Source organism: Thermobifida alba (genome assembly GCF_023208015.1).
GTDB lineage: Bacteria > Actinomycetota > Actinomycetes > Streptosporangiales > Streptosporangiaceae > Thermobifida > Thermobifida alba.
Genome location: NZ_CP051627.1, coordinates 1,473,093 through 1,499,760, shown reverse-complemented (window position 1 = coordinate 1,499,760; position 26,668 = coordinate 1,473,093). Strand labels below are relative to the sequence as shown.

The 26,668-nt window shown below is 69.0% G+C and carries 18 protein-coding genes and 2 CRISPR repeat arrays; of the genes, 12 read left to right on the top strand and 6 right to left on the bottom strand.

The genetic code is table 11. The annotated features are described in order from the left end of the window. Nucleotides 1–454 precede the first annotated feature (454 nt). The 4 genes from FOF52_RS06685 to cas3 all read left to right on the top strand — a co-directional run bounded on the left by FOF52_RS06685 (nt 455) and on the right by cas3 (nt 9,971). On the top strand, nt 455–2,170 hold the full coding sequence (locus FOF52_RS06685; RefSeq protein WP_282573916.1) for a serine/threonine-protein kinase: 1,716 nt from the start codon (nt 455–457) through the stop codon (nt 2,168–2,170). A 232-nt stretch (nt 2,171–2,402) separates the two neighbouring features. Then, nucleotides 2,403–2,864: a hypothetical protein gene (locus tag FOF52_RS06680; RefSeq protein WP_248592966.1), complete on the top strand. Its 462-nt coding sequence runs from the start codon at nt 2,403–2,405 to the stop codon at nt 2,862–2,864. Between the two features lie 363 nt (nt 2,865–3,227). Further along, nucleotides 3,228–3,899: a DUF6221 family protein gene (locus FOF52_RS06675; protein WP_248592965.1), complete on the top strand. Its 672-nt coding sequence runs from the start codon at nt 3,228–3,230 to the stop codon at nt 3,897–3,899. 111 nt (nt 3,900–4,010) lie between these two features. Then, nucleotides 4,011–6,968: a CRISPR direct-repeat array (repeat unit 29 nt; unit sequence CGGTCCATCCCCACGTGCGTGGGGCTCAC). Between the two features lie 165 nt (nt 6,969–7,133). After that, nucleotides 7,134–9,971 (top strand): CRISPR-associated helicase Cas3', encoded by a 2,838-nt coding sequence (gene cas3, locus FOF52_RS06670; protein WP_248592964.1) that lies wholly within the window; start codon nt 7,134–7,136, stop codon nt 9,969–9,971. A 21-nt stretch (nt 9,972–9,992) separates the two neighbouring features. Here the strand turns inward: cas3 and FOF52_RS06665 are convergent, their stop codons facing one another. After that, nucleotides 9,993–10,301, bottom strand: a complete 309-nt coding sequence (locus FOF52_RS06665) for an ATP-binding protein (RefSeq protein ID WP_248592963.1) — start codon at nt 10,299–10,301, stop codon at nt 9,993–9,995. 653 nt (nt 10,302–10,954) lie between these two features. Here FOF52_RS06665 and casA point away from each other — a divergent pair. From casA to FOF52_RS06625, 8 genes are all read left to right on the top strand, one after another. Further along, nucleotides 10,955–12,571, top strand: coding sequence for a type I-E CRISPR-associated protein Cse1/CasA (gene casA / locus FOF52_RS06660; RefSeq protein WP_248592962.1), 1,617 nt, complete (start codon nt 10,955–10,957; stop codon nt 12,569–12,571). Then, nucleotides 12,568–13,284: a type I-E CRISPR-associated protein Cse2/CasB gene (gene casB, locus FOF52_RS06655; protein ID WP_248592961.1), complete on the top strand. Its 717-nt coding sequence runs from the start codon at nt 12,568–12,570 to the stop codon at nt 13,282–13,284. Before casA ends, casB begins: the two co-directional genes overlap by 4 nt. Then, nucleotides 13,281–14,399, top strand: coding sequence for a type I-E CRISPR-associated protein Cas7/Cse4/CasC (gene cas7e, locus FOF52_RS06650; protein ID WP_248592960.1), 1,119 nt, complete (start codon nt 13,281–13,283; stop codon nt 14,397–14,399). Before casB ends, cas7e begins: the two co-directional genes overlap by 4 nt. Then, entirely contained in the window at nt 14,396–15,160 is a 765-nt protein-coding gene (gene cas5e, locus FOF52_RS06645; protein WP_248592959.1) for a type I-E CRISPR-associated protein Cas5/CasD, read from the top strand. Before cas7e ends, cas5e begins: the two co-directional genes overlap by 4 nt. After that, complete coding sequence (gene cas6e, locus FOF52_RS06640; RefSeq protein ID WP_248592958.1) at nt 15,157–15,843, top strand: type I-E CRISPR-associated protein Cas6/Cse3/CasE; 687 nt, start codon at nt 15,157–15,159, stop codon at nt 15,841–15,843. The genes cas5e and cas6e overlap by 4 nt, the downstream gene beginning before the upstream one ends. A 1-nt stretch (nt 15,844) precedes the next feature. Further along, a complete protein-coding gene (gene cas1e / locus FOF52_RS06635; protein ID WP_248592957.1) occupies nt 15,845–16,849 on the top strand; it encodes a type I-E CRISPR-associated endonuclease Cas1e in 1,005 nt (334 codons plus the stop codon). Continuing rightward, entirely contained in the window at nt 16,849–17,178 is a 330-nt protein-coding gene (gene cas2e, locus FOF52_RS06630) for a type I-E CRISPR-associated endoribonuclease Cas2e (RefSeq protein WP_248592956.1), read from the top strand. Before cas1e ends, cas2e begins: the two co-directional genes overlap by 1 nt. A gap of 39 nt (nt 17,179–17,217) precedes the next feature. Beyond that, nucleotides 17,218–18,161: a CRISPR direct-repeat array (repeat unit 29 nt; unit sequence GTGAGCCCCACGCACGTGGGGATGGACCG). Between the two features lie 156 nt (nt 18,162–18,317). After that, the gene (locus FOF52_RS06625) at nt 18,318–18,782 is read left to right on the top strand and encodes a DUF1801 domain-containing protein (protein WP_248592955.1); all 465 of its coding nucleotides are present in this window, start codon (nt 18,318–18,320) and stop codon (nt 18,780–18,782) included. A 263-nt stretch (nt 18,783–19,045) separates the two neighbouring features. Here the strand turns inward: FOF52_RS06625 and FOF52_RS06620 are convergent, their stop codons facing one another. The 5 genes from FOF52_RS06620 to FOF52_RS06600 all read right to left on the bottom strand — a co-directional run bounded on the left by FOF52_RS06620 (nt 19,046) and on the right by FOF52_RS06600 (nt 26,339). Beyond that, entirely contained in the window at nt 19,046–20,794 is a 1,749-nt protein-coding gene (locus FOF52_RS06620; RefSeq protein ID WP_248592954.1) for a serine/threonine-protein kinase, read from the bottom strand. Between the two features lie 243 nt (nt 20,795–21,037). Further along, nucleotides 21,038–21,424 carry a VOC family protein gene (locus FOF52_RS06615; RefSeq protein WP_248592953.1) on the bottom strand — a complete coding sequence of 129 codons (387 nt, stop codon included), beginning with the start codon at nt 21,422–21,424 and terminating at the stop codon, nt 21,038–21,040. Further along, nucleotides 21,421–21,714 carry an ArsR/SmtB family transcription factor gene (locus FOF52_RS06610; protein WP_248592952.1) on the bottom strand — a complete coding sequence of 98 codons (294 nt, stop codon included), beginning with the start codon at nt 21,712–21,714 and terminating at the stop codon, nt 21,421–21,423. The genes FOF52_RS06615 and FOF52_RS06610 overlap by 4 nt, the downstream gene beginning before the upstream one ends. Before the next feature lie 726 nt (nt 21,715–22,440). Beyond that, nucleotides 22,441–25,752, bottom strand: coding sequence for a type ISP restriction/modification enzyme (locus FOF52_RS06605; protein ID WP_248592951.1), 3,312 nt, complete (start codon nt 25,750–25,752; stop codon nt 22,441–22,443). A gap of 158 nt (nt 25,753–25,910) precedes the next feature. Then, nucleotides 25,911–26,339, bottom strand: coding sequence for a hypothetical protein (locus FOF52_RS06600; protein ID WP_248592950.1), 429 nt, complete (start codon nt 26,337–26,339; stop codon nt 25,911–25,913). Between the last annotated feature and the right edge of the window lie 329 nt (nt 26,340–26,668).

Genomic DNA, 26,668 nt, shown 5'->3' with positions numbered 1-26,668 from the left:
GACGGTCGGTGCCATCTCTACAGGCAGGATGTTCGACCCGTCCGGCTTTCTGCATGCTGTCCACGCACACCTCGAACCCGCGTCTGGAACGGGACAGACCGGTGGAGACGGCCGGGGCCACCGCACCGGAGAGACGGAACCGGGCGTCGCTTCCCTGACGGAGGCGGCACCTTGGGCAAGGGAGAACTCGACCATCGGCCCGGTGCCCGGAGCATGAACAAGAAGACCGCCTCTCACCGACGACGGCAGGCCACCATCGGGCCGCGAGGAAAACACAGCCAGGCCAGCGAAAAGCAATTCGACCACGGGGCCGGAGAAACAGCGGGAGAAGAAACCGAGCCCGCTGCCAGAAGACGCACACCGGGCGCAATGCGGACAGGCCCGCATCCGTGATTCCCGGACAGGTTCCTTTTTGGGACCATTGAGTCCCCGCTCCCTGTACGGAAAGGGCGTCATGGCCCACCCCTTGCGCAACGGCGACCCTGCCCGGATCGGCCCCTACCGACTGCACTCCCGGTTAGGGGGCGGTGGGATGGGACAGGTGTTCCTGGGTCGATCACGTGGTGGGCGTTGGGTGGCGGTGAAGGTGGTGCGCCCCGAACTCGCCGACGATCCGGAGTTCCGGCGACGTTTCGCCGCCGAAGTCGAAGCCGCCCGCCGAGTAGGGGGCTTCTACACGGCCCCGGTGGTGGACGCCGACACCGAGGCCGATCCACCGTGGCTGGCCGCCGCCTACATCCCCGGCCCCAGCCTGCAGGCCGCCGTGACCGACCACGGCCCCCTCCCGCTGGAGTCGGTGGTGGTATTGGGCACCGGGCTGGCCGAGGGACTGACCGCGGTCCACGCCAGCGGCCTGGTCCACCGCGACCTCAAACCCGGCAACGTCATCCTGGCCGCCGACGGACCCCGCCTCATCGACTTCGGCATCGCCCGCGCCCTGGACACCACCAGCCACACCCACACCGCCACCGTGCTGGGCACCGCCGCATACATGTCCCCCGAACAGGCCCGCGCCGAAAAGGTCGGCCCGCCCTCGGACGTGTTCTCCCTCGGCTGCGTCCTCACCTTCGCCGCCACCGGCCGCAGCCCCTTCGGCGAAGGCCCCCTGCACGCGGTGGTCTACCGGGTCGTGCACGCCGAACCGGACCTGTCCGACCTGCCCGCGCCCCTGGTCGCCCCGATCACCGCCTGTCTGGCCAAGGACCCTGTCGAGCGGCCCTCCCCGCAGGACCTGCTGGCCGATTTGACCGCACTGGCCGCCCCCGAGCCGTCCCACCCCGAGAGGCGCTGGCTGCCCGAACCGGTCACCGAGATCATCACCCACCGCGCCACCCTGCTGCTGCCTCGAAACGACACCGGACCGGCCACCGGCGCAGCCAACCTCCCCACCAAAGAATCCCGACACCGACCCGCAGCGGACCAGGAGAAACAGGAGCAACCGGGCCGGGTGAGCCTGGTGATCGGCAACCTCGGCCCGACCGGCCTGGAGTTGGCCGTGGACGACGCCGCCCTGGGCACGGTCCCCGCATACGAGACCCGCACCTTCCCCCTCACCCCGGGCGTCCACTCCCTGCTGGTGCAGAGCACCAGACACCGCGGCGTCGTCCGACGCATCGAAGCAGCCGACGGCGCCACCGTCAGAATGGCCTACGACCTTCCCAGGAAGCGCGGTGCCGCGCCGCAAGCGGTTCAGGCCGTGACGTTCACTCCGAGTTGGACATCGAGAATGGAACTGATGTTCAAAGGGACGGCGGTGTCGGCCATCATCCTGTCGGCAGCGTCCCTCCTGCTGCTAGGAGGGCTGATGCCGTTCATGACCCTGGTGGCCAGCCTGGTCCTGGGCATCCTGACCACCCTGCTCAACATGGTGTCCTCTCGTCGGCTCACCTTGAACAACAGCGGAATTGTGTTCCCCTTCTCCTCCGAAGCCAATAAGCCGGTCAGGTGGGACAGTGTCGGACAGGTCAGTGTGATCGAAGAGAAACGGGGTTCCGTACTCGTCCTCTGGCCCCGTGGAGCCGACCACTGGCTGGAGGGGGCGAACAGCCCGGACGGCACCATCAGGTACCAGATCGACCGCCTCGGTTTCGTGAGCAGCGAGAAGAGGCGTCGACGGTTCCACGCGGCACTGCGTTGGTTCGCCGCTGACGCCTATTTCGAACAACTGTAATTCCCTCACCGCACACGCCGTTGGGGCAGGCGCGGGCGGTGAACCTTTTTCCCTTCCGCCCTGGCAGAGGCAGCGGGTTTCAGAAAGTCCTGTGGGGCAGGGGTCGCCGGATGCGGCAAAGTGGGTGGCGCAGCGGAACGGGGATGGCTAGCGTGAAGTTTCCACCGCCCGGACAAGACCGCATGGAAAGCATCGCGGCACACAACCGAATGCACGAAGGGGTCCGCAGGGGATGGACGGCAGTGAACTGGTGGCGGCCGGGACCACGGCCCTGGTCCAGTCCATGACCAGCACAACCTGGGAGACGGTGCGGCAGCGGATGGCCGCCCTGTTCGGCCACAACCGCCAAACCGTCGAGGCCGAACTGCAACAGACCCGCGACGAACTCACCAGCAACGAGAGCACGCCCGCCGAGGTCGAGAACGAATGGCGACCCAAACTGCGCCGCCTGCTCAAACACAACCCCGAGGCCGCCCGGGAACTCCGCAAGATCCTCGCCGACCTCGACTCCGTTTCAGGACCGGTGGTCAACACGGTCGGCGACGTGAGCGGAACCGTGGTCCAGGCCCACAGCATCTCCGGCGGGGTCAGAACCATCGTCTACCACGGCGACCACATCGACCAACGTGGTGCCCGGGCACGGGGCAACGTGATTGGAGTGCAGCACCACCACGAACCGGGCGGAAAGAGCTGAAAGCGCGGGCCGGGACAAGCCCAAGAAGAGGACGAAGAAACCGAAGACCGCCCTGAGGAACAGGGAAGCAGACCAACAGAAGGCGACGCGTCGTCGGCCAGTCGGGCGGTGTCCCCCACCGACGCCTGGGTCTTCGTCCCGTGCCACATCGCTGAGGCAGCAGCCAGCCCCGATCAGATCCACGACCCCGCGGATCCGGCCGGGGCCCACGTCATCCCCCAACGCCTCCCCGCGGACACGTGGTCCCGACATCCAGGAAGGCGACTCCGAAAGCGCGGAGCACACCAAGCCCTCCACAAGACCGGAACGGAACAGTCCGCGACACCGCGTCACACCGCGCCCGCAAACTCCCGGAGCCCAGTCGTGACCGGGCGTGCCGGTTGCAAAGTCGGCCGCACCCTCTACCATGCAGACCGGTCCCGAACCGTCCGACAGCGCCTCGCCGACCGGTCCCTATCCCGAGGCCATCCAGGCGGTGAACGCTGCCGACCGTGTCCGGGAGTCGCGGCCGACCGCCCACGACAGGGGAGGCCGCAACCCGCGCCTGCGAACTCAACCGCACACGACTATGCCGCAGGAGAACGGAGCACAACCCTGATCAAGTTCATCGAAGCCCGCCTCGACGAAGACGAGCGGGTAGCGCGCGCTGCCATCGATCCCGACCGGCCCGGCACGCACTGGCGGTGGATCAATCCGGACGATGACACCCCCGCCACACCCGACAGGAACGGATACCTGCGCGTCGCATCACTGCGCACCGTCGAACGCTATCTGACCAAACCCCTCAAAGACCTCCCAGAAATACCCCCCTTCAATCTCCCCGCGTTCGTCATCGACGAAGCCACCGAGGTCATGCCAGGAGCCGCGGACTACATCGCCCGATGGGCCCCGGCTCGAACGCTGCAGGAGATCGAGGCGAAGCGGCGCATGCTGAAGGAGTTGGACCTGACCTCCCAGACCCAACAGCACCTGCTGAAACTCCTGGCACTGCCCTACGCCGACCATCCCGACTACCGGCAGGAATGGAAGCCCTGACCCAAGGGCCCGAAACATTCGCCGGATCGGGGGCAGGCCGGCTTCGGTAGGCGGCCTGCCCCGCAGAACCCCCTGCTGACTGCACAGACAGGCACGTTCACCCCTTGGCGTCGGTCCATCCCCACGTGCGTGGGGCTCACGTGCGTCGTGTTCACCGGCGCGTCCTCCGTCCCGGTCCATCCCCACGTGCGTGGGGCTCACAGCTACCTCGCAGACAACGGTTTCGGCGCCGCCGGTCCATCCCCACGTGCGTGGGGCTCACGTCAGGCAGTCAGAAAGGCGGCTCTGCCGCCGCGGTCCATCCCCACGTGCGTGGGGCTCACAAAATCCCCACAGCGCCCGGACTGGGGGAGCACGGTCCATCCCCACGTGCGTGGGGCTCACGTCGACCTGCCCGAGTCCGCGAACCTTCACGTCGGTCCATCCCCACGTGCGTGGGGCTCACTAGCCGTCGACGAACATCTGCTGGGTCGTGGCCGGTCCATCCCCACGTGCGTGGGGCTCACCAGTTCGACGCCGACGACCTCGACGAGGACGGCGGTCCATCCCCACGTGCGTGGGGCTCACCATCTCCAACCGCACACCGTCGGGCACGGGGTACGGTCCATCCCCACGTGCGTGGGGCTCACCGCGCGGGTCTCGGCGGTGCGGGCCATCTCCGCGGTCCATCCCCACGTGCGTGGGGCTTACCCTGTATGCGCTGGGCCGCCCCAGCCGCGACGCGGTCCATCCCCACGTGCGTGGGGCTCACGTCAGGCAGTCAGAAAGGCGGCTCTGCCGCCGCGGTCCATCCCCACGTGCGTGGGGCTCACGGTGTCCGCGCGATTCGGGAGCGACGTCCCCGCGGTCCATCCCCACGTGCGTGGGGCTCACGAGGCCAGTATTTTCTCTGCGCATCCAGTGATCGGTCCATCCCCACGTGCGTGGGGCTCACACAAACCCCGCCTCCGCCAACAACCGGATACCCGGTCCATCCCCACGTGCGTGGGGCTCACGAGGGCTCCGTCGAGTTTGCGACGCACCCAGGAGGTCCATCCCCACGTGCGTGGGGCTCACTGACCAGCGAGTTTAGGGCGCGGTAGAAACTGCGGTCCATCCCCACGTGCGTGGGGCTCACGACCGGCGCGGGCAAGACCACCCTGATCGAGACGGTCCATCCCCACGTGCGTGGGGCTCACGGAGACACCCAGCGCTCTCACCGAGGTGCCTGAGGTCCATCCCCACGTGCGTGGGGCTCACCCAGCGCCCGAATCATCGCGTTGACGTCCGTACGGTCCATCCCCACGTGCGTGGGGCTCACTCGGTCAGCACGGTCAGGGCGCGCTCCCGCTCCGGTCCATCCCCACGTGCGTGGGGCTCACGGTGCGCATGGCGCGGGCGCGTTCGGCGATGGCCGGTCCATCCCCACGTGCGTGGGGCTCACCCCACGCACCGGTAGGACGGGACCTTGCCGTTCGGTCCATCCCCACGTGCGTGGGGCTCACTCCCGTCCTCGTGGTGGTCGGTAGTAACTGGGCGGTCCATCCCCACGTGCGTGGGGCTCACGTACCGACCACTGCCACGGCGGACACCGCCACCGGTCCATCCCCACGTGCGTGGGGCTCACAGCGAAAGCCCCCCAGAAACGCGTCTGAGGGGCGGTCCATCCCCACGTGCGTGGGGCTCACACGGCGACCACTACCGTCACGGTGGCGCGGCCCGGTCCATCCCCACGTGCGTGGGGCTCACTCTAAGGGGCTTCACGAAGTTCTTGATTCCGTAGGTCCATCCCCACGTGCGTGGGGCTCACCCACCCCCGACGGGCGGGCGGCGTGGCCACGGCGGTCCATCCCCACGTGCGTGGGGCTCACTGTGTGATGCGCACCCCCCGCCCCGGGGGGCGGTCCATCCCCACGTGCGTGGGGCTCACACGACACATGTCGGAACTGATTCAGTTGTACACGGTCCATCCCCACGTGCGTGGGGCTCACCCCTTACCATCCAGGTAGATCACGGCGGTCGGCGGTCCATCCCCACGTGCGTGGGGCTCACCACGTTCGGGGAGTCGTCGATGACCATCGGCGCGGTCCATCCCCACGTGCGTGGGGCTCACCGGGGGTCTGGTGGAGCAGCATGATGTTCCTCCGGTCCATCCCCACGTGCGTGGGGCTCACCAGGTTTGCAGGCCGCAGGCGCACTGGGAACTCGGTCCATCCCCACGTGCGTGGGGCTCACCGGACATAGGCCCCGAGTCCGGGGCCTCGGGTCGGTCCATCCCCACGTGCGTGGGGCTCACGCGGAGGGCCGCCTGCGCCGCCACGCCGTCCGCGGTCCATCCCCACGTGCGTGGGGCTCACCACCGCGAGCAGCCCGTTGAAATCCGAGACCAGGGTCCATCCCCACGTGCGTGGGGCTCACCCGCCAACGCCCCCCAGACCGACACCTGGGGGGCGGTCCATCCCCACGTGCGTGGGGCTCACAGTACCGGTAGGTTTTCGTTACCGACACAGTCCGGTCCATCCCCACGTGCGTGGGGCTCACCCCCAGTGTTTTGGCAGGCACCCCAAGCGTTGCGGTCCATCCCCACGTGCGTGGGGCTCACTAGGTCCCGAGTCCGGGGCCGGTGCGGGTTCTCGGTCCATCCCCACGTGCGTGGGGCTCACTGTGGTGTCTTCTGTGCTGCCTGCGTGTGTGCCGGTCCATCCCCACGTGCGTGGGGCTCACGAACCGTCACTGCCCACCCGGGGACTCCTCCACGGTCCATCCCCACGTGCGTGGGGCTCACCCTCCCCACGGCCCTGGGTACCAGGGGAGGCCCGGTCCATCCCCACGTGCGTGGGGCTCACGGGCGCGGGTGAGGGGCCGGGCGGGGTGGGTGCGGTCCATCCCCACGTGCGTGGGGCTCACCCACGGCTGACGCACCTGACCTGGACGGCCTACGGTCCATCCCCACGTGCGTGGGGCTCACAGTGTCCGTTTCGTATGCAACACTGGGACCGCCGGTCCATCCCCACGTGCGTGGGGCTCACTCAGCGATCGCGAGGAGGAGCAGCCGCTCCTCCGGTCCATCCCCACGTGCGTGGGGCTCACAGAAGCTGACCTGCGGTTTTGCGGCACGTTATCTCCGCGTTACCTATCCTGCGGGCAGCCTTCTCACTGGCACCACTTTAGGCCATTTTCGTGAAAGCGCCCCGCTCGCGGCGGTTTGCTCGCTACGTTCTGCGCGTACCGAGACAGCAGAATGGGGGAGGAAACGTGCCCGAGCACGACCCCGCAGACGGGAAGCGCGGCGCCCCGTCGGTCGACTTGAGGTTCTGGGCCAAGGAACGCGGACTCCGGGGGAAGGTGTACCCGCTCGCCTGCCATTCCCTGGACACCGCCGCTGCGGCACTCGTCTTGTGGCGCGAGTACCTGTCTCCTGGGCTGCGGAAGACGATCGCCTCGGCCATGGAGACGGACGAGGAGCACGCGGGGCGCTGCATCGCTTTCTGGGCGGGGCTGCACGACATCGGGAAACTGACCCGCGAGTTCCAGCAGCAGATCGCCGTGGACCTGTCCGACTATCCCGGAGAGGAACTCAGCGGCGAACGACGGTCCCACGCCGCAGCCACCGGACAGTGGCTGCCGTTCGTGCTGTCCTCGGTCGGCTACCCGCCCACGGGACAGGCCGCGTGGCTGGCCGCCCAGCTGCTCGGCGGCCACCACGGTCGTTTCCACGAACACCCCACTGCCCACAGTCGCAGTCCGCTGGTGGAACTCGGCTTCTCCTCCGCCCGGTGGGAGGAGCAGCGTCGCGCACTGCTGCACGCGGTCTTTGACGCGACAGGCTGCCCCGGAGCACCGGACATGCTGGACGGGCCGACGGCCGCGGTCGTGTGCGGGCTGGTCATCCTCGCCGACTGGCTGGTCAGCCAGGAGGACTTCATCCTGGAACGCCTCGGCTCCCTTCCCGCCGACGGTTCTGTGTCCGCGCTGCGCACCCACTTCGAGGAGTCGCAGCGACGAGTCCCCGCTCTGCTGGACGCCGCCGGCCTGCGGCCGATCACGGTTCCCCCGGCCACGTTCGCCAAGTCGTTTCCCCACATCGACGAACCCAACGGCCTGCAGACCTCGCTGGCCGAACACCTGCCGTCGCTGTGCACCGGCCCGGGGCTGGTGCTGATCACCGCCCCCATGGGCGAGGGCAAGACCGAGGCCGCCTACCACGTGGCGGACCTGCTCGGTGCGGCGACCGGACGCCCAGGCCGTTTCCTGGCGCTGCCCACCACAGCCACCGCCGACCAGATGCACTCCCGTTTCAAGGAGTACGCGCGGCACCGCACGAAGGGCACCGATCCGGCCCGTCCCTCAACCCTGGCCCTGCTGCACTCGATGGCGTGGCTGAATCCCGACTACGCCCCCGCCGACGCGCCGGGAGTGTCGACCGTCCTCTCCGACGGCGCCGACCACCGCGATCCGTTCGCCGCGACCGAATGGCTGATGGGCCGCAAACGCGGTCTGCTCGCCTCTTGGGCGGTGGGCACGATCGACCAGGCGCTCATGGCGGTGCTGCGCGCCAAGCACAACGCGCTGCGCCTGTTCGGGCTCGCCGGGAAGGTGGTCGTCGTCGACGAGGCGCACGCGGTCGACCCCTACATGCAGCTCCTCCTGGAGCAGCTGCTGCGCTGGCTGGGCACGCTCGACACGCCTGTCGTGCTGCTGTCGGCGACCCTGCACCACAGCATCGCGAACTCGCTGGTCAAGGCGTACCTGGAGGGCGCCCGGGGATACCGCTGGCGCAGGTCTGAGCCGCAGCCCGTCCCCGAGGTCTCCTACCCCGGCTGGCTGCACGCCGACGCCCGTACCGGGAAGGTGACCCGCAGCGCCGACGTCGATCCCGTGCCCATCACCACGACTCCACGCGAGCCGCTGGCGGTGCGGCTCGTCGACATACCAGTCAGGAACGGAAGCCCCGACCGGTCGGAGGCGCTGCGCAGGGAGCTGACCCCGCTGCTGGAGGGAGGCGGCTGCGCGGCGGTCATCTGCACCACGGTCGCCGAGGCCCAGGAGGTCTACGACCTGCTCGCGGGCTGGTTCGCGGAGCGGGGCGGCAACGCCCCCGAGCTCCACCTGCTGCACTCGCGGTTCCCCAACCGGCAGCGCACCGAGATCACCGAGACCGTCGTCGACCTGTTCGGCAAGGACGGCGCGAAGCACGGGAAACGGCCGACGCACGGCGCCGTTCTGGTGGCCACGCAAGTCGTGGAACAGTCCCTCGACCTCGACCTGGACCTGATGGTCAGCGACATCGCGCCGGTGTCGCTGCTGCTGCAACGCGCGGGCCGCTGCTGGCGGCACGAGCACCTGGACGTCGTCGAACGTCCCGCGTGGGCCGAGCGTCCCGAACTCGTGGTGCTCACTCCCGAGCAGGACGCCGAGGCCGACGGTCCGCCGCGGTTCCCCCGTTCCTGGCAGGCGGTGTACCCGCTGTCGCTGCTCCAGCGCACGCATGCGCTGCTGCGCCGCCGGGACGGGGAACCGGTGCGGATTCCCGAGGACGTGCAGTCACTGGTGGACGACGTGTACGACGACGACTCGCTCGCCGAGGACCTGGACGCCGACCTGGAACGCATGGGGGACGAGCTGGCCAAGCGCGGCCTGGCCCGCAACGCGGTCATCCCCGACGTGGACGAGGTCGAGGACAGTCTGCACGGGCTCACCCAGTTCGACTTCGACGTGGACGAGCACCTGCTCGCGACCCGGTTCGGTGCCGGTTCGGTGCGGGTGCTGTGCTACTACGTCGACGCGGCGGGGCAGCGCTGGCTCGACCGCGACTGCACGGTCGAACTTCCCGAGAAGGGGACGGGCCAAGGCGGCCGGTTCACCGTGGCGGACTGCCGTGACCTGGTGGCCCGGACGGTTCCGGTGCGCATGGGGCTCTGGTTCGACCGGCTGTCCGAGGCCTACCGGTCGCCCGAGGCGTGGCGGGAGTCGTTCCACCTGCGCGACCTGGTGCTCATCCCCCAGCAGGTGACGGAGGAGGGCACCGTGCTCCCCACCGAGGCGGGCGGGCGCGAGTGGCTGCTCGATCCGCGTAAGGGGCTGGTCTTCTAGCCAACGATCTTGGCACTGCGGTCAGAATCGCTGGCCTTTCTGACCGCAGTGCCAAAAACGTGCGGGCCTTGTGGTGGAGAGTTGGTCGGCGAGGTGCACGCCGCGGGTGTTGGTGCACACCCGGACGGTGAACGTCTCACCGGGGTCGCCGGAGTGGGTGTGGCGCAGGGTGTTGGTGGCCAGTTCCGAGGTGATCAGGACGGCCCGGTCCACCACCTCGTCCGGGGCGGTGGCCTGCGGGCACAGGCAGGCGGATCGCCGCGGCGACGAACCGGCGGGCGGCGGCCACACGGGCCGGGACGCCGGAAAGGACGTGGACGCGACGGTCACCGGGCCGTCCCCGGCACGGAGCACAGCACGTGGGCGAGTCCCCGGGAGGTGCGCCGGGGCGGGGGAGATGATCCACGTGGTTCCGATGTCGACCGAGTTCCACCCCGAACTCATGGCGGGATTCCAAGTGATCACGGTTCCCGATCGAGGCAGATCCCTGTCCAGAGACACGGATCTCCGGAACAGCGGTCGATACACCCGACGAGCTGCACCACTATGCGCACCCCTTCGGGGAGCTGCGCTCCCACCCGATGCGTCGCGCAGGCTGATCGAAAGGATCAGAGGAGAGTTCTCGTGAACTTCCTCGCCGACCTGAAGAACGACCGGCCATGCCCCTGTTCCCCGTGGCTCCAGGCGCATGATCGGTAGACGAGTGTGACCCTGGGGACAGGCTCTCTGCCCAGATCTGGAACGGCACGATTAACCAAACGGAGGGCCCTGGCAGTGGCGTCAGGGCTTTCCTGTTCTTTGCAGTCCGTTTTCGTTCTGAAACGAACGTGCAAGGGGTCGCATTTAGTCAATTGAGGGGATTTTTCGCAGATCTCCCTCGCCTGCTCCGCAGCCCTGACATTCTTGTCACCGCAGGCGGCTACCGTGCCGTCCATCTCGTCCGATCCAGCCGACCGTGCCCGTCGGCTGTCCCGTATGTCCCTGTGGGAGGAGCCATTTCCTCACCGCCGTCATTCGACCTGACCGCCGCGCCGTGGCTCGTCGCGCGCGGCCGCGACGTCCTGGCCGCGCCTGAGATGCTGGGGCTGCGCGACGTCCTCGTCCGCTCCCACGAACTCGCCGACGTGGAGCTCCCGCTTCCCCCCGCCTCGGCCGTGCTGTGGCGACTGCTCGCACTGGTCACCGCCCGGATCACCGGACTCGACCAGGCGCTGGGCAAGAACCCGAAGTCGAGGTGGCAGGCCCGCCGCAGCCGGCTCCTCGGCGAGGGCCGCCTCGACCCCGCAGCGGTCGACGCGTACTTCGCCGAGCATGCGGGCCGCTTCGACCTGTTCCACCCGGAACGCCCCTGGTTGCAGGACCCGCGCCTGCGTGAGGAGTGCCCGAAGAGCTCGGGCGTCAACAAACTGGCGTGGGGGCGCACCGCCGGACAGAACCAGGTGTGGCTCGGCGGCCACCACCACGACCTCGACCCCCGTCCGCTCGACACCGCCGAGGCGGCCTGGCACCTGCTGGCGACCCTGGGCTACGGGCCGTCGGGAATGTGCTCGACCCGTGTTGTCCGAGGAAGAAGCGAACGCAACGTCACCGCCGGTCCGCTGCGCGGCACCGTCTCCTACCACCCGCTGGGCCGCACCCTGTTCGAGAGCCTGATTCTCAACATCCCCTATCCCGGCACCGGCGAGGCCGACCTCGCCCCGTGGGAGCGGCCCGACCTCAACGACCCGCTCGGCCTCCCGGAGGAGCCCACCGGCCTGGCCGGGCTTCTGGTCAACCAGTTCCGCCACGCCGTCCTGCTGCAGCCCTCGCCCGACGGCTCGCAGGTGGTGGACGCCTGGGTGACCTGGGCATGGCGGGAACGCGGCGCCCCACCGGAACTCGACCCCTACTTCATCCACCAGACCAGCAAGGAGGGACGGGTCTACCCGCGCCCCGCCCAGGCCGAGCGCGCCGTGTGGCGCGACCTCGACTCCCTGCTGCGCCACGGCGAGGACGGCAACTACCGGCCCCGCATCCTGGACCACTGCACCCGCATGGCACAGGTTCCCCAGGAGGTGCTGGACGCGCTGCGGCTGCGCGCCTTCGGGTTCGACCAGGACGGCCAGACCCGCGACAAGCAGTGGTTCACCGCCACCACCCCCGCCGTGCTGCGCTGGCTGGTGGACAGCGAGACCGACGACACCGAGAACGCCCGCACCGTGCGCCGCATCGGCCTGGCCCGCAAGGCCGCCGAGGCGCTCGGTCGACGCTTGGAGAAGGCGTTCAAGGAGGCGTGGAAGGAGAGCAACAGCCCCGGCTCCAGTAGTTCTTCTGGCGGTGGCGCCAAGACCGAGACCGGTGTCGGGCCGTGGGTCCGGCACGGCATGAGCCGCTACTGGTCGCAGGCGGAGCCGGTCTTCTGGGACGTCGTCTACGACCGGCCCGCCCGCGGCTACACCCCGGGCACGGCGGGGCCCGGCAATGCCTTCAACCTGGTGGCGCTGGCCGCCTACGACGAGGTGACCGGCCCCTACTGCGAACGTCCGCGCGTGGCCGAGGTCGTGGAGCGGCACCGCAGCGCCCTGTTCGACCACTGGACACCGCGACAGGAGGCCGCGTGAACGGTAACTACGTACTCCAACAAGCCGACGCCCTGGTGGAGCGGGTGAGCAAACTCGTCGTCGAGGAACCGGCGGCACGGGCCGCACTGCGGCGCGGCGTGGGACTGACACCCGACGATCCGCGCATGCTGGCCGCACACCGTGTGGTCGCGCCCCACGTTCCCGTTCCCCGAAGCGACGAGGACCGCCGCGGTCCCGTGTCCGCGTGGGAAGCCCAGGCCGTGGAGCGCGCCTTCTACGCGGTGGCGGCGATCATGGCCGCCCAGCCCAGAAACGCCCGAGACCAGGGCGCGGAGACCGCCGAGGAGGAGCGGGACAGCGCGGCGGCCGCCGAGACGCCCCCCGCCGAGCAGGGCGGCGGCAGCGCGGACGAGAAACCGCGGCAGCGACCCAACCTGGGAGTCTCTCTCGCGGAAGCGGTCTTCAAGAGAGGCCTCAACGCCGACACCACCGAGCAGCGCCTGCACCTGCTGGCCCGCCAGAACCTCGACGGCGTCCACCGCCACCTGCCGCGCCTGGTGCTGCACCTGCGCGGCGACGACGTCCACGTCGACTGGGGCCTGCTCACCCGCGACCTGGCCCGCTGGGGCCGCACCCCCCGACAGGTCGCCAAGGAGTGGGTGCAGAGCTACCACCGCACCCTGGAGACCCTGCGCCGCGAAGCGGACCGAGCCAAGAACGACGACACCACCGAGGGGACCGAAGCAGCATGACCTACCTGGACATCCACGCCATTCAGACCCTGCCCTACTCCAACATCAACCGCGACGACCTGGGCTCCCCCAAGACGCTCGTGTACGGCGGCAAGGAACGCACCCGCGTGTCCAGCCAGAGCTGGAAGCGCGCGGTCCGCCACGAGGTGGAGGCCCGCCTCGGCGACAGGGCCATCCGCACCCGCCGCATCATCAGCACGATCGCCGAACGGCTCCGGGAGCGCGGCTGGGAGGCCGAGCTCGCCGAAGCCGGGGCCCGCCAGGTCGTGCTGTCGGTCGGCAAGAGCGGCATCAAGCTGGAGAAGGAGAAGGACGGCGAGCTGCCCGCCACCTCCGTCCTGTTCTACCTGCCGCTTCCCGCGATCGACGAACTGGCCGCCATCGCCGAGGAGCACCGGGACGCCGTCGCCAAGGAGGCGGCCAAGAAGACCCCCAAGGGGGTGCTGCCCGCCGACCGCATCACCGAGGTCCTCAAGAGCCGCAACGTCTCGGTCAACCTGTTCGGCCGGATGCTCGCCGAACTGCCCTCCACCGAGGTGGACGGCGCGGTGCAGTTCGCGCACGCGTTCACCGTGCACGGCACCGCCGTGGAAGTCGACTTCTTCACCGCCGTGGACGACGTGCCCAAGGACAACGACCGCGGCAGCGGCCACATGAACGCCGGGCAGTTCAGCGCCGGAACGTTCTACCGCTACGCCAACGTCAACCTCGACCAGCTGGTGGACAACACCGGCGACGCCGAGGCGGCCCGCACCGCGATCACCGAGTTCCTGCGTGCCTTTGTGAGCACCGTGCCGTCGGGCAAGCAGAACGCGACCGCCGCCATGACCCTGCCCGACCTCGTCCACGTCGCCGTGCGCTCTGATCGGCCCGTCTCGTTCGCGCCCGCGTTCGAGACCGCGCTGTACGGCAGCGACGGCTACACCGCCCGCGCCTGCCAGGAACTGGACCGCTACGCCGGGCGGCTCCGCGAGGTGTGGCCCGACGACGCGGTCCGCGGCTACGCGACCGTGGAGGACAAGAGCGACTTCGCCGCACTGGGCGGGCGGCACGACTCCTACCCGGAGCTCATCGAGGCGATGGTCGCGGCCGCCTTCGCCGGGGAGCGGGCGTGAACGGGTTCCTGATGCGGCTGGCCGGGCCCATGCAGAGCTGGGGCGAGCACAGCGTTTTCGGGGAACGCGACACCCTGCCCTACCCGAGCCGCTCCGGTCTGGTCGGCATGTTCGCCGCAGCCCAGGGGGTGCGCCGCGGCGACCCCCTGGACCGCTACGCGGAGTTGGACCTCACCGTCCGCGTCGACCGGGCCGGGGTGCGGCTCAGCGACTTCCACACGATCGGCGGCGGCCTACCCAGGGAACGCACCGTGCCCACGGCTGAGGGAAAACGGCGCCCTGAGGGGCAGACGACCATCGTCACCCGCCGCTCCTACCTGGCCGACGCGGTGTTCACCGTCGCCGTCACCGGACCGGGCGCGGACGAGGTCGCCGACGCGCTGGCCGCACCGCACTGGCAGCCCTACCTGGGACGGCGTGCGTTCGTTCCCGACCCGTTGCTGGTGCTGCGCCGCCGCGTCGCCGACCCGGTACGGGAACTGGTACAGGCGGTCCCGCTGCCCCACCGCAGGGTGGAGGAGGGAACGACGACCGTGGTCGTGGACACGATCCACGAACACGGCGAGCACACGAACGCACGCGGTACCGCCGTACTCAGCGACGTCCCGCTCTCGTTCGAGAGCGGGAGCCGCCGCTACGCCCGGCGACAGATCAGCGTGGTCCCCACCGAGGTCCCCTCGGCGCTGGTGGCCGGCCCCGGCAGGGACTACCAGGAAAAACTCTTCGCATACGTCGGACAGTACGCCGGGGAGGCGGCATGACGTGGCTCACCAAGATCGTCCCCGACCTGCGGCACCGCCAGACACGGGCCGACTTCCGCACGGCCGGTGACCTGCACCGCACACTGATCCGGCTCTCCGCCGACCTCGGCGAGGAACGGGTCGCCAACCCCAGCCAGCAGTCGGGCCTGCTGTTCCGGATCGAAGAGACCCGGACCGGTCTGCACCTGCTCGTGCAGAGCCGCTCCCCGCTGCGGCTCGACCGGCTCGGCCCCGGATACCACGACGTCCAGACGCGTGACCTCGATCCCTTCCTGGCCCGGCTGGAGAAGGGCGGCCACGTCCGCTACCGGATCGTGGCCAGCCCCACCAAACGGCTCGGCAGGTCCGAGAACAACACCAGGCGCCTCGGCCTGGAAGAGCCGCCACCGAAACCGAAGGAGTACACCTGGGCGCTTCGCGGAGCGGACGCCGACCAGTGGTGGCACTCCCGGGCCGCCGCCAACGGCTTGGACCTGCGCAGCGCCTACGCGCAGGCGCTCGACGACGCCCGCGACCCCGGCACCGCCCACCGCCGCCGCAAGATCCGGCACCCGGCCGTGCGCTTCGAGGGCAGCGCCGTCATCGCCGACGCCGACGCGGTGCGTGCCGCCGTGCTCAACGGCATCGGGCGCGGCAAGTCCTACGGCTGCGGACTGCTCAGCCTCGCCCTGGTCGAGGAGTGAGATGAGCACCGACAACGCCCGCAAGGCGCTGGCCCGTCCGACACTGGCGATGCTGCCGCGCGTGTCGGACGGGCTGTCCTTCCTGTTCGTGGACATCTGCCGGGTGGTGCAGACCGACACCGGGGTGTGCGCGGAGGTCGAAACCGACGCCGGAGCCGTGCACCGAGTCCCCATCCCCACCGCGTCGCTGGCATGTGTCCTGCTGGGGCCGGGCACCTCGATCACCAGCCCGGCCATGGCGACCTTCATGCGCCACAACACCACGGTCGTGAACTGCGGTGCGGGCGGCATCCTCAACTACGGGAGTTTCCCCGCCCCCAACCGCACCACGAAGTGGATCGACCGGCAGGCCCGCGCCTACTCCGACGACCAGCGCCGCCTGGAGATCGCCACCCGGATGTACGAGATGCGGTTCGGCGCGGAACCGCCTCCCAGCACGTCCGTCGAGAGACTGCGGCAACTCGAAGGGGCCCGCATGAAGGCCCTCTACCGGAGTCTGGCGACCAAGAACCGGGTGAAGCCGTTCAAACGCAACTACGATCCCCACGACTGGGACGACCAGGACCCTGTCAACAAGGCACTGTCGGCGGGCAACGCCGCCCTCTACGGGGTGGTGCACTCGGTGCTGGCGCACCTGGGCTGCCATCCCGCGCTCGGATTCGTCCACTCCGGCAAACAGGACGCGTTCGTCTACGACATCGCCGACCTCTACAAAGCGCAGACCACCGTTCCCCTCGCCTTCTCCCTGAGCCGGGCGGAAAACCCGGAACGGGAAGCGCGTTTCCGGCTCCGCCAGGACCTGAAGCTGTACCGTCTCATCCCGCAGATCGTCCGGGACGTGCAGGCCCTCCTCTCCCCGGACTCCCCGGACGAGGACCGCTCGGAAGAGGAGACGCCGAGGTCGGGAGGACCGTGGCAGGTCGTCGACCTGTGGGACCCGGTGGCCGGAGCCGTCGCCGGAGGCGTGAACTACGCGGAACACACCGCGGATGACAGGGAGTCCTGATGGCCAGGCTCGTGATGATCGCAACGACAGCCGTCCCCGACCACGTGCGAGGCGCACTGTCGAGGTGGATGCTCGAACCGGTCGCCGGCGTGTACGTGGGCACGATGAGTGCCCGCGTCCGGGACGAGTTGTGGTCGGTGGTGAGCGCCTCGGTGGGTGTCGGAGCCGCCGTGTGTGTTCACCCTGACGACAACGAGCAGGGCTTCACCATCCGCACCGCAGGGGAGCGTCGCCGCACAACTGTCGATTTCGACGGGCTCCAGCTGATCCAACTGTCAGCACTGGAGGAAGCGGAACAAGAGATGCCCCCGGTCCCGGAAGGGTGGTAACGCGGAGATAACGGCCTGCAAAGGTGCAGGTCATCAACGGTGAGCCCCACGCACGTGGGGATGGACCGTCGCCCCGCGCCGCGAACGCGCCCGCGCGGTCGTGAGCCCCACGCACGTGGGGATGGACCGGCACTCCCAGTCGCATCCCTCATCATCCTCATGTGAGCCCCACGCACGTGGGGATGGACCTGCCCTCGCCGGGCTGGCACCCCGACGAGGGCGGTGAGCCCCACGCACGTGGGGATGGACCGTGGCGAGTCAAATACTGTCCCCGGTGGAGGTGGTGAGCCCCACGCACGTGGGGATGGACCGCGGGTACTGACCGGCAGGGTCCTGCCCGCCGTGTGAGCCCCACGCACGTGGGGATGGACCGACGCCGACATCCTGGCCTCTCGCGGCCTGGTGGTGAGCCCCACGCACGTGGGGATGGACCGCCCCCACGTGTGGGCGCACGTGGGGGCTGACAGTGAGCCCCACGCACGTGGGGATGGACCGCGACCCAGGCGGTTTTGGTCGCCGACCGCGCCGTGAGCCCCACGCACGTGGGGATGGACCGCACGCCAAGGTCACCAACTGGGTCGCGTTCGGGTGAGCCCCACGCACGTGGGGATGGACCTCCGGCATCCACGCCTGCACAATAGGCACCCCGGTGAGCCCCACGCACGTGGGGATGGACCGACGCGACGGCAGAGCTCACGGACTCCTCGTAGGTGAGCCCCACGCACGTGGGGATGGACCGGACCACGACGAGTTCGCTCCCATCGATCTCCGGTGAACCCCACGCACGTGGGGATGGACCGAAACTGGCGGTGCTCATCCCCGTGTCCGAGGAGTGAACCCCACGCACGTGGGGATGGACCGTCCTGGCCCAGGTCCTGAAGACCCTCGAAACCGTGAGCCCCACGCACGTGGGGATGGACCGGACCGCGGTTGGTACGCCAGCAAGAAGGCCGAGTGAGCCCCACGCACGTGGGGATGCGCAGATCGGTTCCTCGCAGACAGCACTACCTGTCGGGGAGGGGCCGTCTCCGGTGGTCGGGGACACCGTGGTGCTGGTCAGGAATCGAGAAGCATTGGGCGTCTCGGCGGGGTTAGCGTGACGGGTGTCCCGCACTGGCCACGAGTAGGGGAGGACGACCATGAGTACCCATGCCTCGGGGAAGAGCACCAGGAGGTCGGAGGGCTTCTCCGAGCAGGAGCGCGCTTCCATGAAGGAACGCGCGGCCGAGTTGAGGAAGGAGTCGGGGCGCGGTCGCGGCAGCAAAGCCGCCGCCGACGAACTGGACGTGCTGTCGAAGATCGCCGAGATGGAGGAACCCGACCGCGGGGTGGCCGAACGCATTCACGCCATCGTCACCGGCACCGCACCGGAGTTGGCGCCGAAACTGTGGTACGGGCAGCCGGCCTACGCCAGGAAGGGAAAGGTGCTCTGCTTCTTCCGTAGTGGGAAGGTGGACAAGGAGCGCTACTCGTCGTTCGGGTTCACCACCGAGGCGAACCTCGACGACTCCAGCGGTCTGTGGCCCACTTCCTACGCCGTGACCGAGTTGACCGAGAAGGCTGAGGAGATGATCGCGGCCCTCGTCAAGCGGGCCGTGAGCTGACCCCCGGCCGGGGAAAGGCACGGAGAAGGTCTGGCAGGCGAGCCGATTGGCCTGCGGTAGGAGGCCCGGCGCGGCCTTCACAGACATGCCGGGCACCAACAGTGTCGAACAGCGTCAACGTTGTGCCGTCACGATGACCGGAACCGCTGCCCAGCCACCCGTCATCGTGCCGGAACGACTGTCCGGATCGCCTGGTCGGAAGATCCGGCTGCTCCCGGCGCGATGAACCGGGCGGCGGTCCGAGGGCAGCGCAGGTGATGGAGTCACTCCGGCTGTTCGAGGTAGAGGTCGTTGGCGAACCAGCGCAGGACCAGGTGGAACCGTTCCCGGGCCTGCGCGTTTCGCACTCCGAAGCCCTTGATGTGGTATCTGACGGTCCCGTCCGGACCGTTCGCTCCCCGCAGCGGGGTGTCGGCTTTGCGGGGCCAGAGGACGAGCATGTCGCTGCGGCCGTAGTTGATCACGCTGACCTGTCCGATGCTGTTCCAGCTCCACTTCTGCGGGGTGGCCAAGAAGGTCGCCGTCATCGCCATCCCGCTGCTGCGCACAGTGAGTCGGGAGGGATGGGCAGCGGCTCTGAGCCCGAGGAACAGGCCGAGGCCCAGGCCGATCATCCCCACGGTCGACAGCGTTTCATCCCATTTCCAATCGGGCAGGCCTGCCTCTGCCAAAGTGGTTGCCAGCACGATCATCCCGAAGACCACCGCGACCAGCAGCAGTCCGCTCACCGCTCCGAAGACCAGCTCTCGCAACTTGCTTTCGGTGAACGTCACCGCCTGCACGGGGTGCGGCTCGGCGCGGCGCGCCTTGGGGAGGTCGAAAGCCAGTCTGGTGGTGGCACCGGTCTTCACTTCGACGCGTCGGAGCACGTCGCGGCGTCCGGGGGCCTGGACCAGCAGCGCGTGCCATCCCGGAGCGAGGGAGAAGGTGCGGATCTCGTTCGGGGGGACCGTGTCCAGTGCCGTGCCGTCCACGGTCACGCTCAGGAAGGCGGGACTGAAGTTGCCGATCGTCAGGCTCCCCCGGCTGTCCGTTTCCTCGGCTGCGCCGGATCTGGGCTGAGGGCCGTCGTCCCGGGATTCGCCTGCGCTGGCGGGCGGTTCCGTCGGTGGGCTGGTCAAGGTCAGCAGCAGGGTGCGCTGCCGCGTGATGACTTCGGTGACCTGGTCGGGAAGCCAGCCGCCGTGGAGCGGGGTCTGCCCGGGCGGGGCCAGGGCGGTCAGGTCGGCCAGCAGGTGGTCCAGGGTGGGGCGGGCCGCCGGGTCCTTCGCCACGCAGGCGGCCACCACGTCGACCAGTGGTGCGGGCAGATCCGACAGGTCGGGATCAGCGTGCACCACCCGGTAGACCACCGAGTGCAGGGGGCCCTCGCCGAAGGGACTGCGGCCGGTGGCGGCGAACGCCAGCACACAGCCCAGCGAGAACACGTCCGAGGCCGGACCCACCTGTTGGGCCGTGACCTGTTCGGGAGACATGAACGCGGCGGTGCCCAGCACCGTGGCGGTCCGGGTGTGGGAGGTGGTGTCCAGAGCCCGGGCGATACCGAAGTCGATGAGCCGGGGCCCGTCCTCGGCCACAAGGACATTGGCCGGTTTGAGGTCGCGGTGCACGAGGCCGTGCGCGTGGACCGCGGCCAACCCCTCGGTCAGCCCGGCCCCCAGTCGAGCCACTGCCGCGGGCGGCAGAGGACCGTGCTCGGTCACCGCGGCCTGCAGGGACGGACCGGGGATGTAGGCGGTGGCCAGCCACGGTTGGTCCCCGTCCGGATCGGCATCCACCACCTGGGCCGTGTAGAAACCACCCACTTTGCGTGCCGCGGCGACCTCGACCGCGAAACGACGCCGAAACTCCGGATCGTCGGCGAGCTCGGGGCGCACCACCTTGACCGCCACCAGGCGGCCGCCCGGTGAACGGCCCGCGAACACCCTGCCCATTCCACCCCCGCCCAGCCGGGCGAACAGCTCGTACGGGCCGATCCGGGTGGGGTCACCATCACCCAGGGGATGAACCACGACACCGCCTCCAGATAGGGGACGGGCCCAGATGATCCCAAAGAAAGCACGCGACCGGAAGGCGGATGCCCGCATTCGGTCATCCCCACCGAAGTGGATCAGGCGGCGGGAATGCAGGTCCTCGCAGAAGGAGTTCGCTGCTTTCCCTGCGGCGGAGTTCGGTAAATGAGCAGGCAGAGGTTCCTTCTGGAGACGCGGTGGGGAGCGGAGCCCGTCCGGTCCGCCGGGGCTTCGGGTGCCGTGTTAGGCCTGGTGCACGAGCTGGATCAGGTTGCCGCAGGTGTCGTCCAGGACCGCGGTGGTGACCGGGCCCGCCTCCAGGGGCTCCTGGGTGAAACGCACTCCGAGTCTGCGGAGCCGGTTGAACTCCGCGTGCACGTCGTCCACGGCGAAGGCGGCGGCCGGGATGCCGTCCCTGACCAGTGCCTCCCGGTACGGTTTCACCGCGGGGTGGCGCGCGGGTTCCAGCAGCAGTTCGGTTCCGTCGGGGTTCTCTGGTGAGACCACGGTCAGCCACCGGTCCTCGCCCAGCGGCACCTCGGTCTTCTTCACAAAGCCCAGCACCTCGGTGTAGAAGCGCAGAGCCTTGTCCTGGTCGTCGACGAAGACGCTGGTCAGGTGGATCCTCATGGTGTGCTCTCCGGCTCGTGGGGCGTGGTCCATCGTTCGGTGATGTGTTTCAGCGGTGCCGTGTCCAGGTCGTGGAACTTGTAGCGCCCCTCTCGTCGGCTCTTGACCAGTCCGGCGTCCTCCAGGACCGCGAGATGCTGGGAGACCGCCTGACGCGAGATGCCGATGTTGTGTTTCATGCTCAGCCGCGAGCAGATCTCGAACAGGGTCTGTCCCGACCGCTCGGCGAGTTCGTCGAGGATCGTGCGGCGGGTGGGATCGGCCAGGGCCTTGAAGAGTGCGTCGGCCACACCCCCACTATAGGCAAGTGGCCACTTGCCTATCAAGGTGTGGACCAGCTCCTTCACCCCACGCCAGGAACCACGGCCCACTCGTCCGGGGAGCCGTGTGAGAAGGGTTCGGTGGGGTTGCAGGGGTGAGCCGGGCTGTCGAGGCCGCTGCTTCGCCCGACGCCGTACCGGGGGTCGGCGATGGGGCCGGTCCAACCGGACAGCGGTGAAGAGGGAAGAAGAGAGAACGCGAAGACCGCACGCCTCGCCGGGCCCCCGCGGGGAACACGGAGTGGCTTCGGCCCCGGCCGTGCCGGTCGGCGATAGGGACCACGCCGGCGCGGAAGCAGGAGATCCCTGTGGGGTGTGTCCTGGTAACAGCGCACACCCGTCCTGTCCGCGGGCTCCCAGCGCCAGAGGAGGCGAGGAGCCGCACCGGAGGCCCGGACTTGCCGACCGGTCCTGCTCCTCACCGCTGCCATGACAGGCCGGAACCGGAGGTGTTCTACCGTGACACCGTGTTTCGACCGGTTTCCTTCCTCCGAGAGCGGATGGCCGCGACCGCGGAGCTGGCCGCGGGATGGGCCTCCACCCAACTCCGGGGCGTGCGGGAAGCTGTGCGTGTACGGTGGCGGACCACGCCCCTGGAGACAGGGGAGTCGGGCAGGGCTGCCGGCGTCGGCAGCCCTGCCCGACGAACCTCCGAGCGACTGCGGCGCAGTCCCGAGGCGGGACGTCGTTTCGGTCTCACAGGAGCGTGCCCTGATCGCTGCCGGTGTCGCCGGGAAGCAGAGTACGGCGGGGTTTGCGGTCCTTGGAGGTCTGCGGGAACTGCACCCCTGCGGCTGCGAGTTCCTTGGTGGTGAGGAGCGGGCCGGCCAGGACGCGGTCCAGCAGGTCGGCCTGGGCGGGTTCCAGGTCGGTGATGCGGCGCAGCGCGGTGAGGAGTTCGTTGAACTCGGTGATCCACTCGCGCGGCCAGGCCGCCAGGTGGATGTCGTCGAGCGGGCTGGTCCTCTTCCCGCCGGGGTTGGCCTTGCGGTAGGAGAACCACTTGCGCAGGACGTTCGTCCCCGCCACGTCGTAGGCCCACATGCGCGGAGTGACCGGGCCGAACGTGCCCTGGCCCACGTGAACCGTCCCACCCCCAGGAGATTCGGTGTAGGTGATCGTGCCGGGCGGCTCCTTGCCGATGGGGGTGAGGTTCTTGGGACGCCGCGGGTCGCCGGGAGCGAAGGCGATGGTGCCCTCGGGACGTCCGGCCTCGGGGGCGGCGCAGGCCTGCCCGTAGGTGGCTGCCCAGACCACCTCACGGCCGACCGTGACAGCCTCCTGCCACAGGCTGGTATCGGCGGTGAGGGGAACGCGGATGCCCGGGGTGGTCAGTTCGTCGGCGAACCGCTTGGTGAAGGCAGGGTGCGCAGTGACGCCGGCGATGTAGGCGGCCACATCCACAGCCGTCACAGGGACCCCGAGTATGCGGCCGAGGTGGACGAGAAGACCGGGGGCGAGGTTCGGGGCACCGTCGGGATGCCGCAGCGGCAGGATGCGGCCCCCTTCACTGCCCTTGAAGTGGTCCATGTCGGGGATGAGCGTGGAGAAGACCACCGCCGGGCCCGAGGAGACGGGCTGGGAGTGCTGCTCGTTCAAGAAGACTTGGCCCGGGACAAGGCGCGCACGCCACAGGTCTGGGCTGGGACCGTGGAAGAGGCGGTTGTCCGGGATAGTCCACTGGCGGTCGAATGACCGGTAAGCAATGCGGATTGGTTCGAGAAGGGGACCTGTCTCAGTTTCAATCGTTGAGGGACGGTCGGGGAACCCGGGCAGGGGCCCCACCACTGTGTCCAGCTTCCTGTCGCGGCTTTCCTTGAAGAGAACGCGTTTCTTTTCGGCATCGGGTTCGCTGACGAGCCGCTGCCAACGGCGTTCCAACAATTCTGGGGAAGGAGCGTAGACCCAGGTGCGGTTGGGTTTGATACCGGGCGCGGTCCAGCAGAACAGGTCGCCCAGCGCGGGGAAGGCGTCCCAGGCCGAGTCGGCTGCGGGCAGGAACGGGGCATCCCAGCCGGTGCGTACCGGTTTCCAGGCGTCGCTGCTGAGGGTGAGGGCGGCGAGTTGGGTGTACTTGTCCTCGCGGTGTCCGGTGACCTGGGTGTAGCGGATGTCGGCCGGAACACCGGGGTCGGTGTCGGCACGGCGCACGAAGATGGCGATGGCCAGCGGGTGCTGCACGCCGGGAAAGACTCGGGTGGGCACGTCGGGGCGCATGCCCTCGGGGGAGACGTTGATGATCCAGCCTTCTGAGCAGGTGCGGCGCAGGTATGCGCGCATGCCCTTGAAGCCGGGGCCCCTGAGGTAGCCGCTGGTGGTGATGAAGCAGATCACCCCGTGCCGGTCGGTGGGGTGGGCGTCGAACACCTTCCAGCACGCCCAGGCCCAGAAGTAGACGTAGAGGTTTTTGAGCACGTACTCGACACGGCCGTTGCCTTCCTTGCGGAACCGGTCCAACGGAACGAGGGCGTCGGTGTTGGCCGAGCCGCGCTCCACCCAGCCGCCCTGCCCTTCGGCGCGTTCCCGGTAGGGCGGGTTGCCGATGACCACGGTGACGGGGGTGTCGGCCTTGATCCGGTTGGCCTGCTTGTGCGACTTCGACAGCGCGGTCAGCCCGGGCAGGGCCACCACGTCGGCGTAGGGGTCGTCCAGGGTGTTGGTGACGTGCAGCCGCAGCCCGGTGGGGGGCGGGGCGGCACCGTGGCTTTTCAGCAGGTCCACGGTGCGCATCTCCGCGACCGTGTAGGGGCCCATCTGCAGTTCGAAGCCGATCAGGCGGCGGGCCAGGTCGCTGACGGCCGCCCCCGCCGCGCCGGGACCGTCGGTCTGGGCGGCGCGCGTGGCGGTGTGGTCGATGATGGCGTGCAGGAAGGTGCCGGTACCCATGGCCGGATCCACCGTGGTCACCGCCGGCGACAGGAAGCCGTCGGTGGCGTCGAGCCGGGTGGTCAATACCTCGTCGGTGAGGCGCACCATCGCTTGCACAACCTCGACCGGGGTGTAGTACGACCCGGACTCCTTGCGTAACTCCGGGTCGTAGACGGACAGGAACGACTCGTACAGGTGCAGGTAGGCGTCGTCACGGTCGGCCCAGATCGGCTCCCACGCGACGGCGCCGACGATGCGGCGCAGAAGGTCGAGGGTGAGGTGGAAGGACTCGACCGCGCTTTCGGAGAGCAGTTTGAGGGCCTGGCCCATCAGCGAGTGGTTCTGGTGTGCCCCCAACCGCTGGGCGATCTCGGTGGGCGGCAGGCCGGCGACGTCGATGCCTTCGGTGCGGGCCAGCAGCAGGGCGAAGGTGAGGGTCTGGGCGTAGCCGTCGGCGAACACCTCGTCGGTGGCGCTGGGAAACAGCAGGTTGCGCCAACTGCGGGCCAGGACCGAGAAGGGTTGGTCGTCCGGGTCGGCTCCGGCTTTGACGGCCCGGTGTTCGGCATCAAGCTGGTCCAGCACCGATGCGCGTAGCAGTCGGCACAGCGGAGCCACCGCCTCCACCAGGTGCGTGGCGGTGGTGATCGGCGGCGGTGTCCAGCGTAGAAACGCCTTCAGCAGGGTTTCCGCCTCCAGCCTCTGGCAGGTCAGGGTGCGTCCTGCCGTGGTCAGGTCTCCGGTGAAGGTGGTGGCGGCGATCAGGTCGCCGTGGCGGTACAGCCGCCACGAGGTGCCGTTGGTGTAGAGCAGGTTGGGGAGGTCCTTGAGGCGTTCCCACTGGCGCCGGTTGTGGCCGGTGAAGGCGGACGGGGCCAGGTTCGTTCCGGGCTTCTTCAGCTCCACATGTCCGGTGATCAACCCGTCCACCCGGACCGCGAAATCAGGTCTGGCCCCGCTGGCCGTGGCGGCTTCGTCGTGGGCGACCACTTCTAGCCCCAGGGCCCGCCCGACCGCGGTCAGTAGGTGCTCGACCGGGCCGCGGATCGCTGCCTCCTCCTGTCCCACCCCCCGGTGGAGTTTTTGTGCGCACCGTTCACCGAATTCCGCCACGACCCGTTCCAGCCACTCTGGTGCCATGCCGGCCCTCTCGCTCAAACGGATTTTTCTTGTCAGAAGACAAGCATTTTCCGTGGAGAGGAAGATGGCAATCCCTAAAATGGGTGTTGCCTTTCCAAGAGGGAGAGGGAGAGGTCTTGCGGTCGACGGCGGTCGGTGGCAGCTGCACCGAACCGCGGCTACTCCCGCAGGTGGTCCACGGGAGCGTCGAAAGTGACGAGTGCGTCGAAGAGGTGGAATTCACACAGGGAGAAACCCTCGACCTTGGGGGCGCCGCAGTACGTGCTCTCCCCAGGTCCTCCATAGCCCATCTGGTGGGCGCACTCGCCCGGTCGGAGGTCACGCAGGGCAACTCCGCGACACTGTGAGTCGTCGGGGACGGGGCCTTCTGTGAAGGCTTTCAGTTGAGCCTCATCCATCACTTCTCCCTCTAAGAGAACCAAAATGTAAGATTTTCCCAATTTCGACAGGAAAAACTTCGACACATTGGCCAGTCCGGTGCCGCCGATGCGCAGGGTGCCGTGGTCGAGGAGGGGCAGTCCCGGTGTCGTGGAAGAGCAGGTCGCCGGACCGGGTCCGGTCGCTCCGACCGGGGTGTCGAACCGCACCTGCCTCGCCGGTGGCCGACATGTCCGGGCAGAAGAAACCCGCGGTCAAGATACCGACGGAAGGGGTCCGATTCCATTCGGTGACGGTGAGGCTACCAGTTTGAGGATCTTCGGCCACCGCCCCACCGGGCTGCACACCACGCGCGGGCTCGCTGTCCCAGGGCGTTTCGGCTCCTCACGGTGTGGCGGCGACACCGAAGACGAGTCCGTCGTTCCCCTGCCCTGTTGCCACGGGACGGTGCGGCTCTTCAGAAGCACCGGAAGGTCCTCCTGCTGACCGAGGGGACACGAGGGACAGCCCGGTGGCGGTGGGGAGTGGAGGCCCTCCC

Bases quoted from the DNA above. Each gene is read 5' to 3' on its own strand.
- FOF52_RS06625 (WP_248592955.1), top strand. From the start codon at position 18,318: ATGAGTACCCATGCCTCGGGGAAGAGCACCAGGAGGTCGGAGGGCTTC.
- FOF52_RS06615 (WP_248592953.1), bottom strand. From the start codon at position 21,424: ATGAGGATCCACCTGACCAGCGTCTTCGTCGACGACCAGGACAAGGCT.
- FOF52_RS06605 (WP_248592951.1), bottom strand. From the start codon at position 25,752: ATGGCACCAGAGTGGCTGGAACGGGTCGTGGCGGAATTCGGTGAACGG.
- cas1e (WP_248592957.1), top strand. From the start codon at position 15,845: ATGAGCACCGACAACGCCCGCAAGGCGCTGGCCCGTCCGACACTGGCG.
- cas6e (WP_248592958.1), top strand. From the start codon at position 15,157: ATGACGTGGCTCACCAAGATCGTCCCCGACCTGCGGCACCGCCAGACA.
- cas2e (WP_248592956.1), top strand. From the start codon at position 16,849: ATGGCCAGGCTCGTGATGATCGCAACGACAGCCGTCCCCGACCACGTG.
- FOF52_RS06685 (WP_282573916.1), top strand. From the start codon at position 455: ATGGCCCACCCCTTGCGCAACGGCGACCCTGCCCGGATCGGCCCCTAC.
- FOF52_RS06680 (WP_248592966.1), top strand. From the start codon at position 2,403: ATGGACGGCAGTGAACTGGTGGCGGCCGGGACCACGGCCCTGGTCCAG.
- cas7e (WP_248592960.1), top strand. From the start codon at position 13,281: ATGACCTACCTGGACATCCACGCCATTCAGACCCTGCCCTACTCCAAC.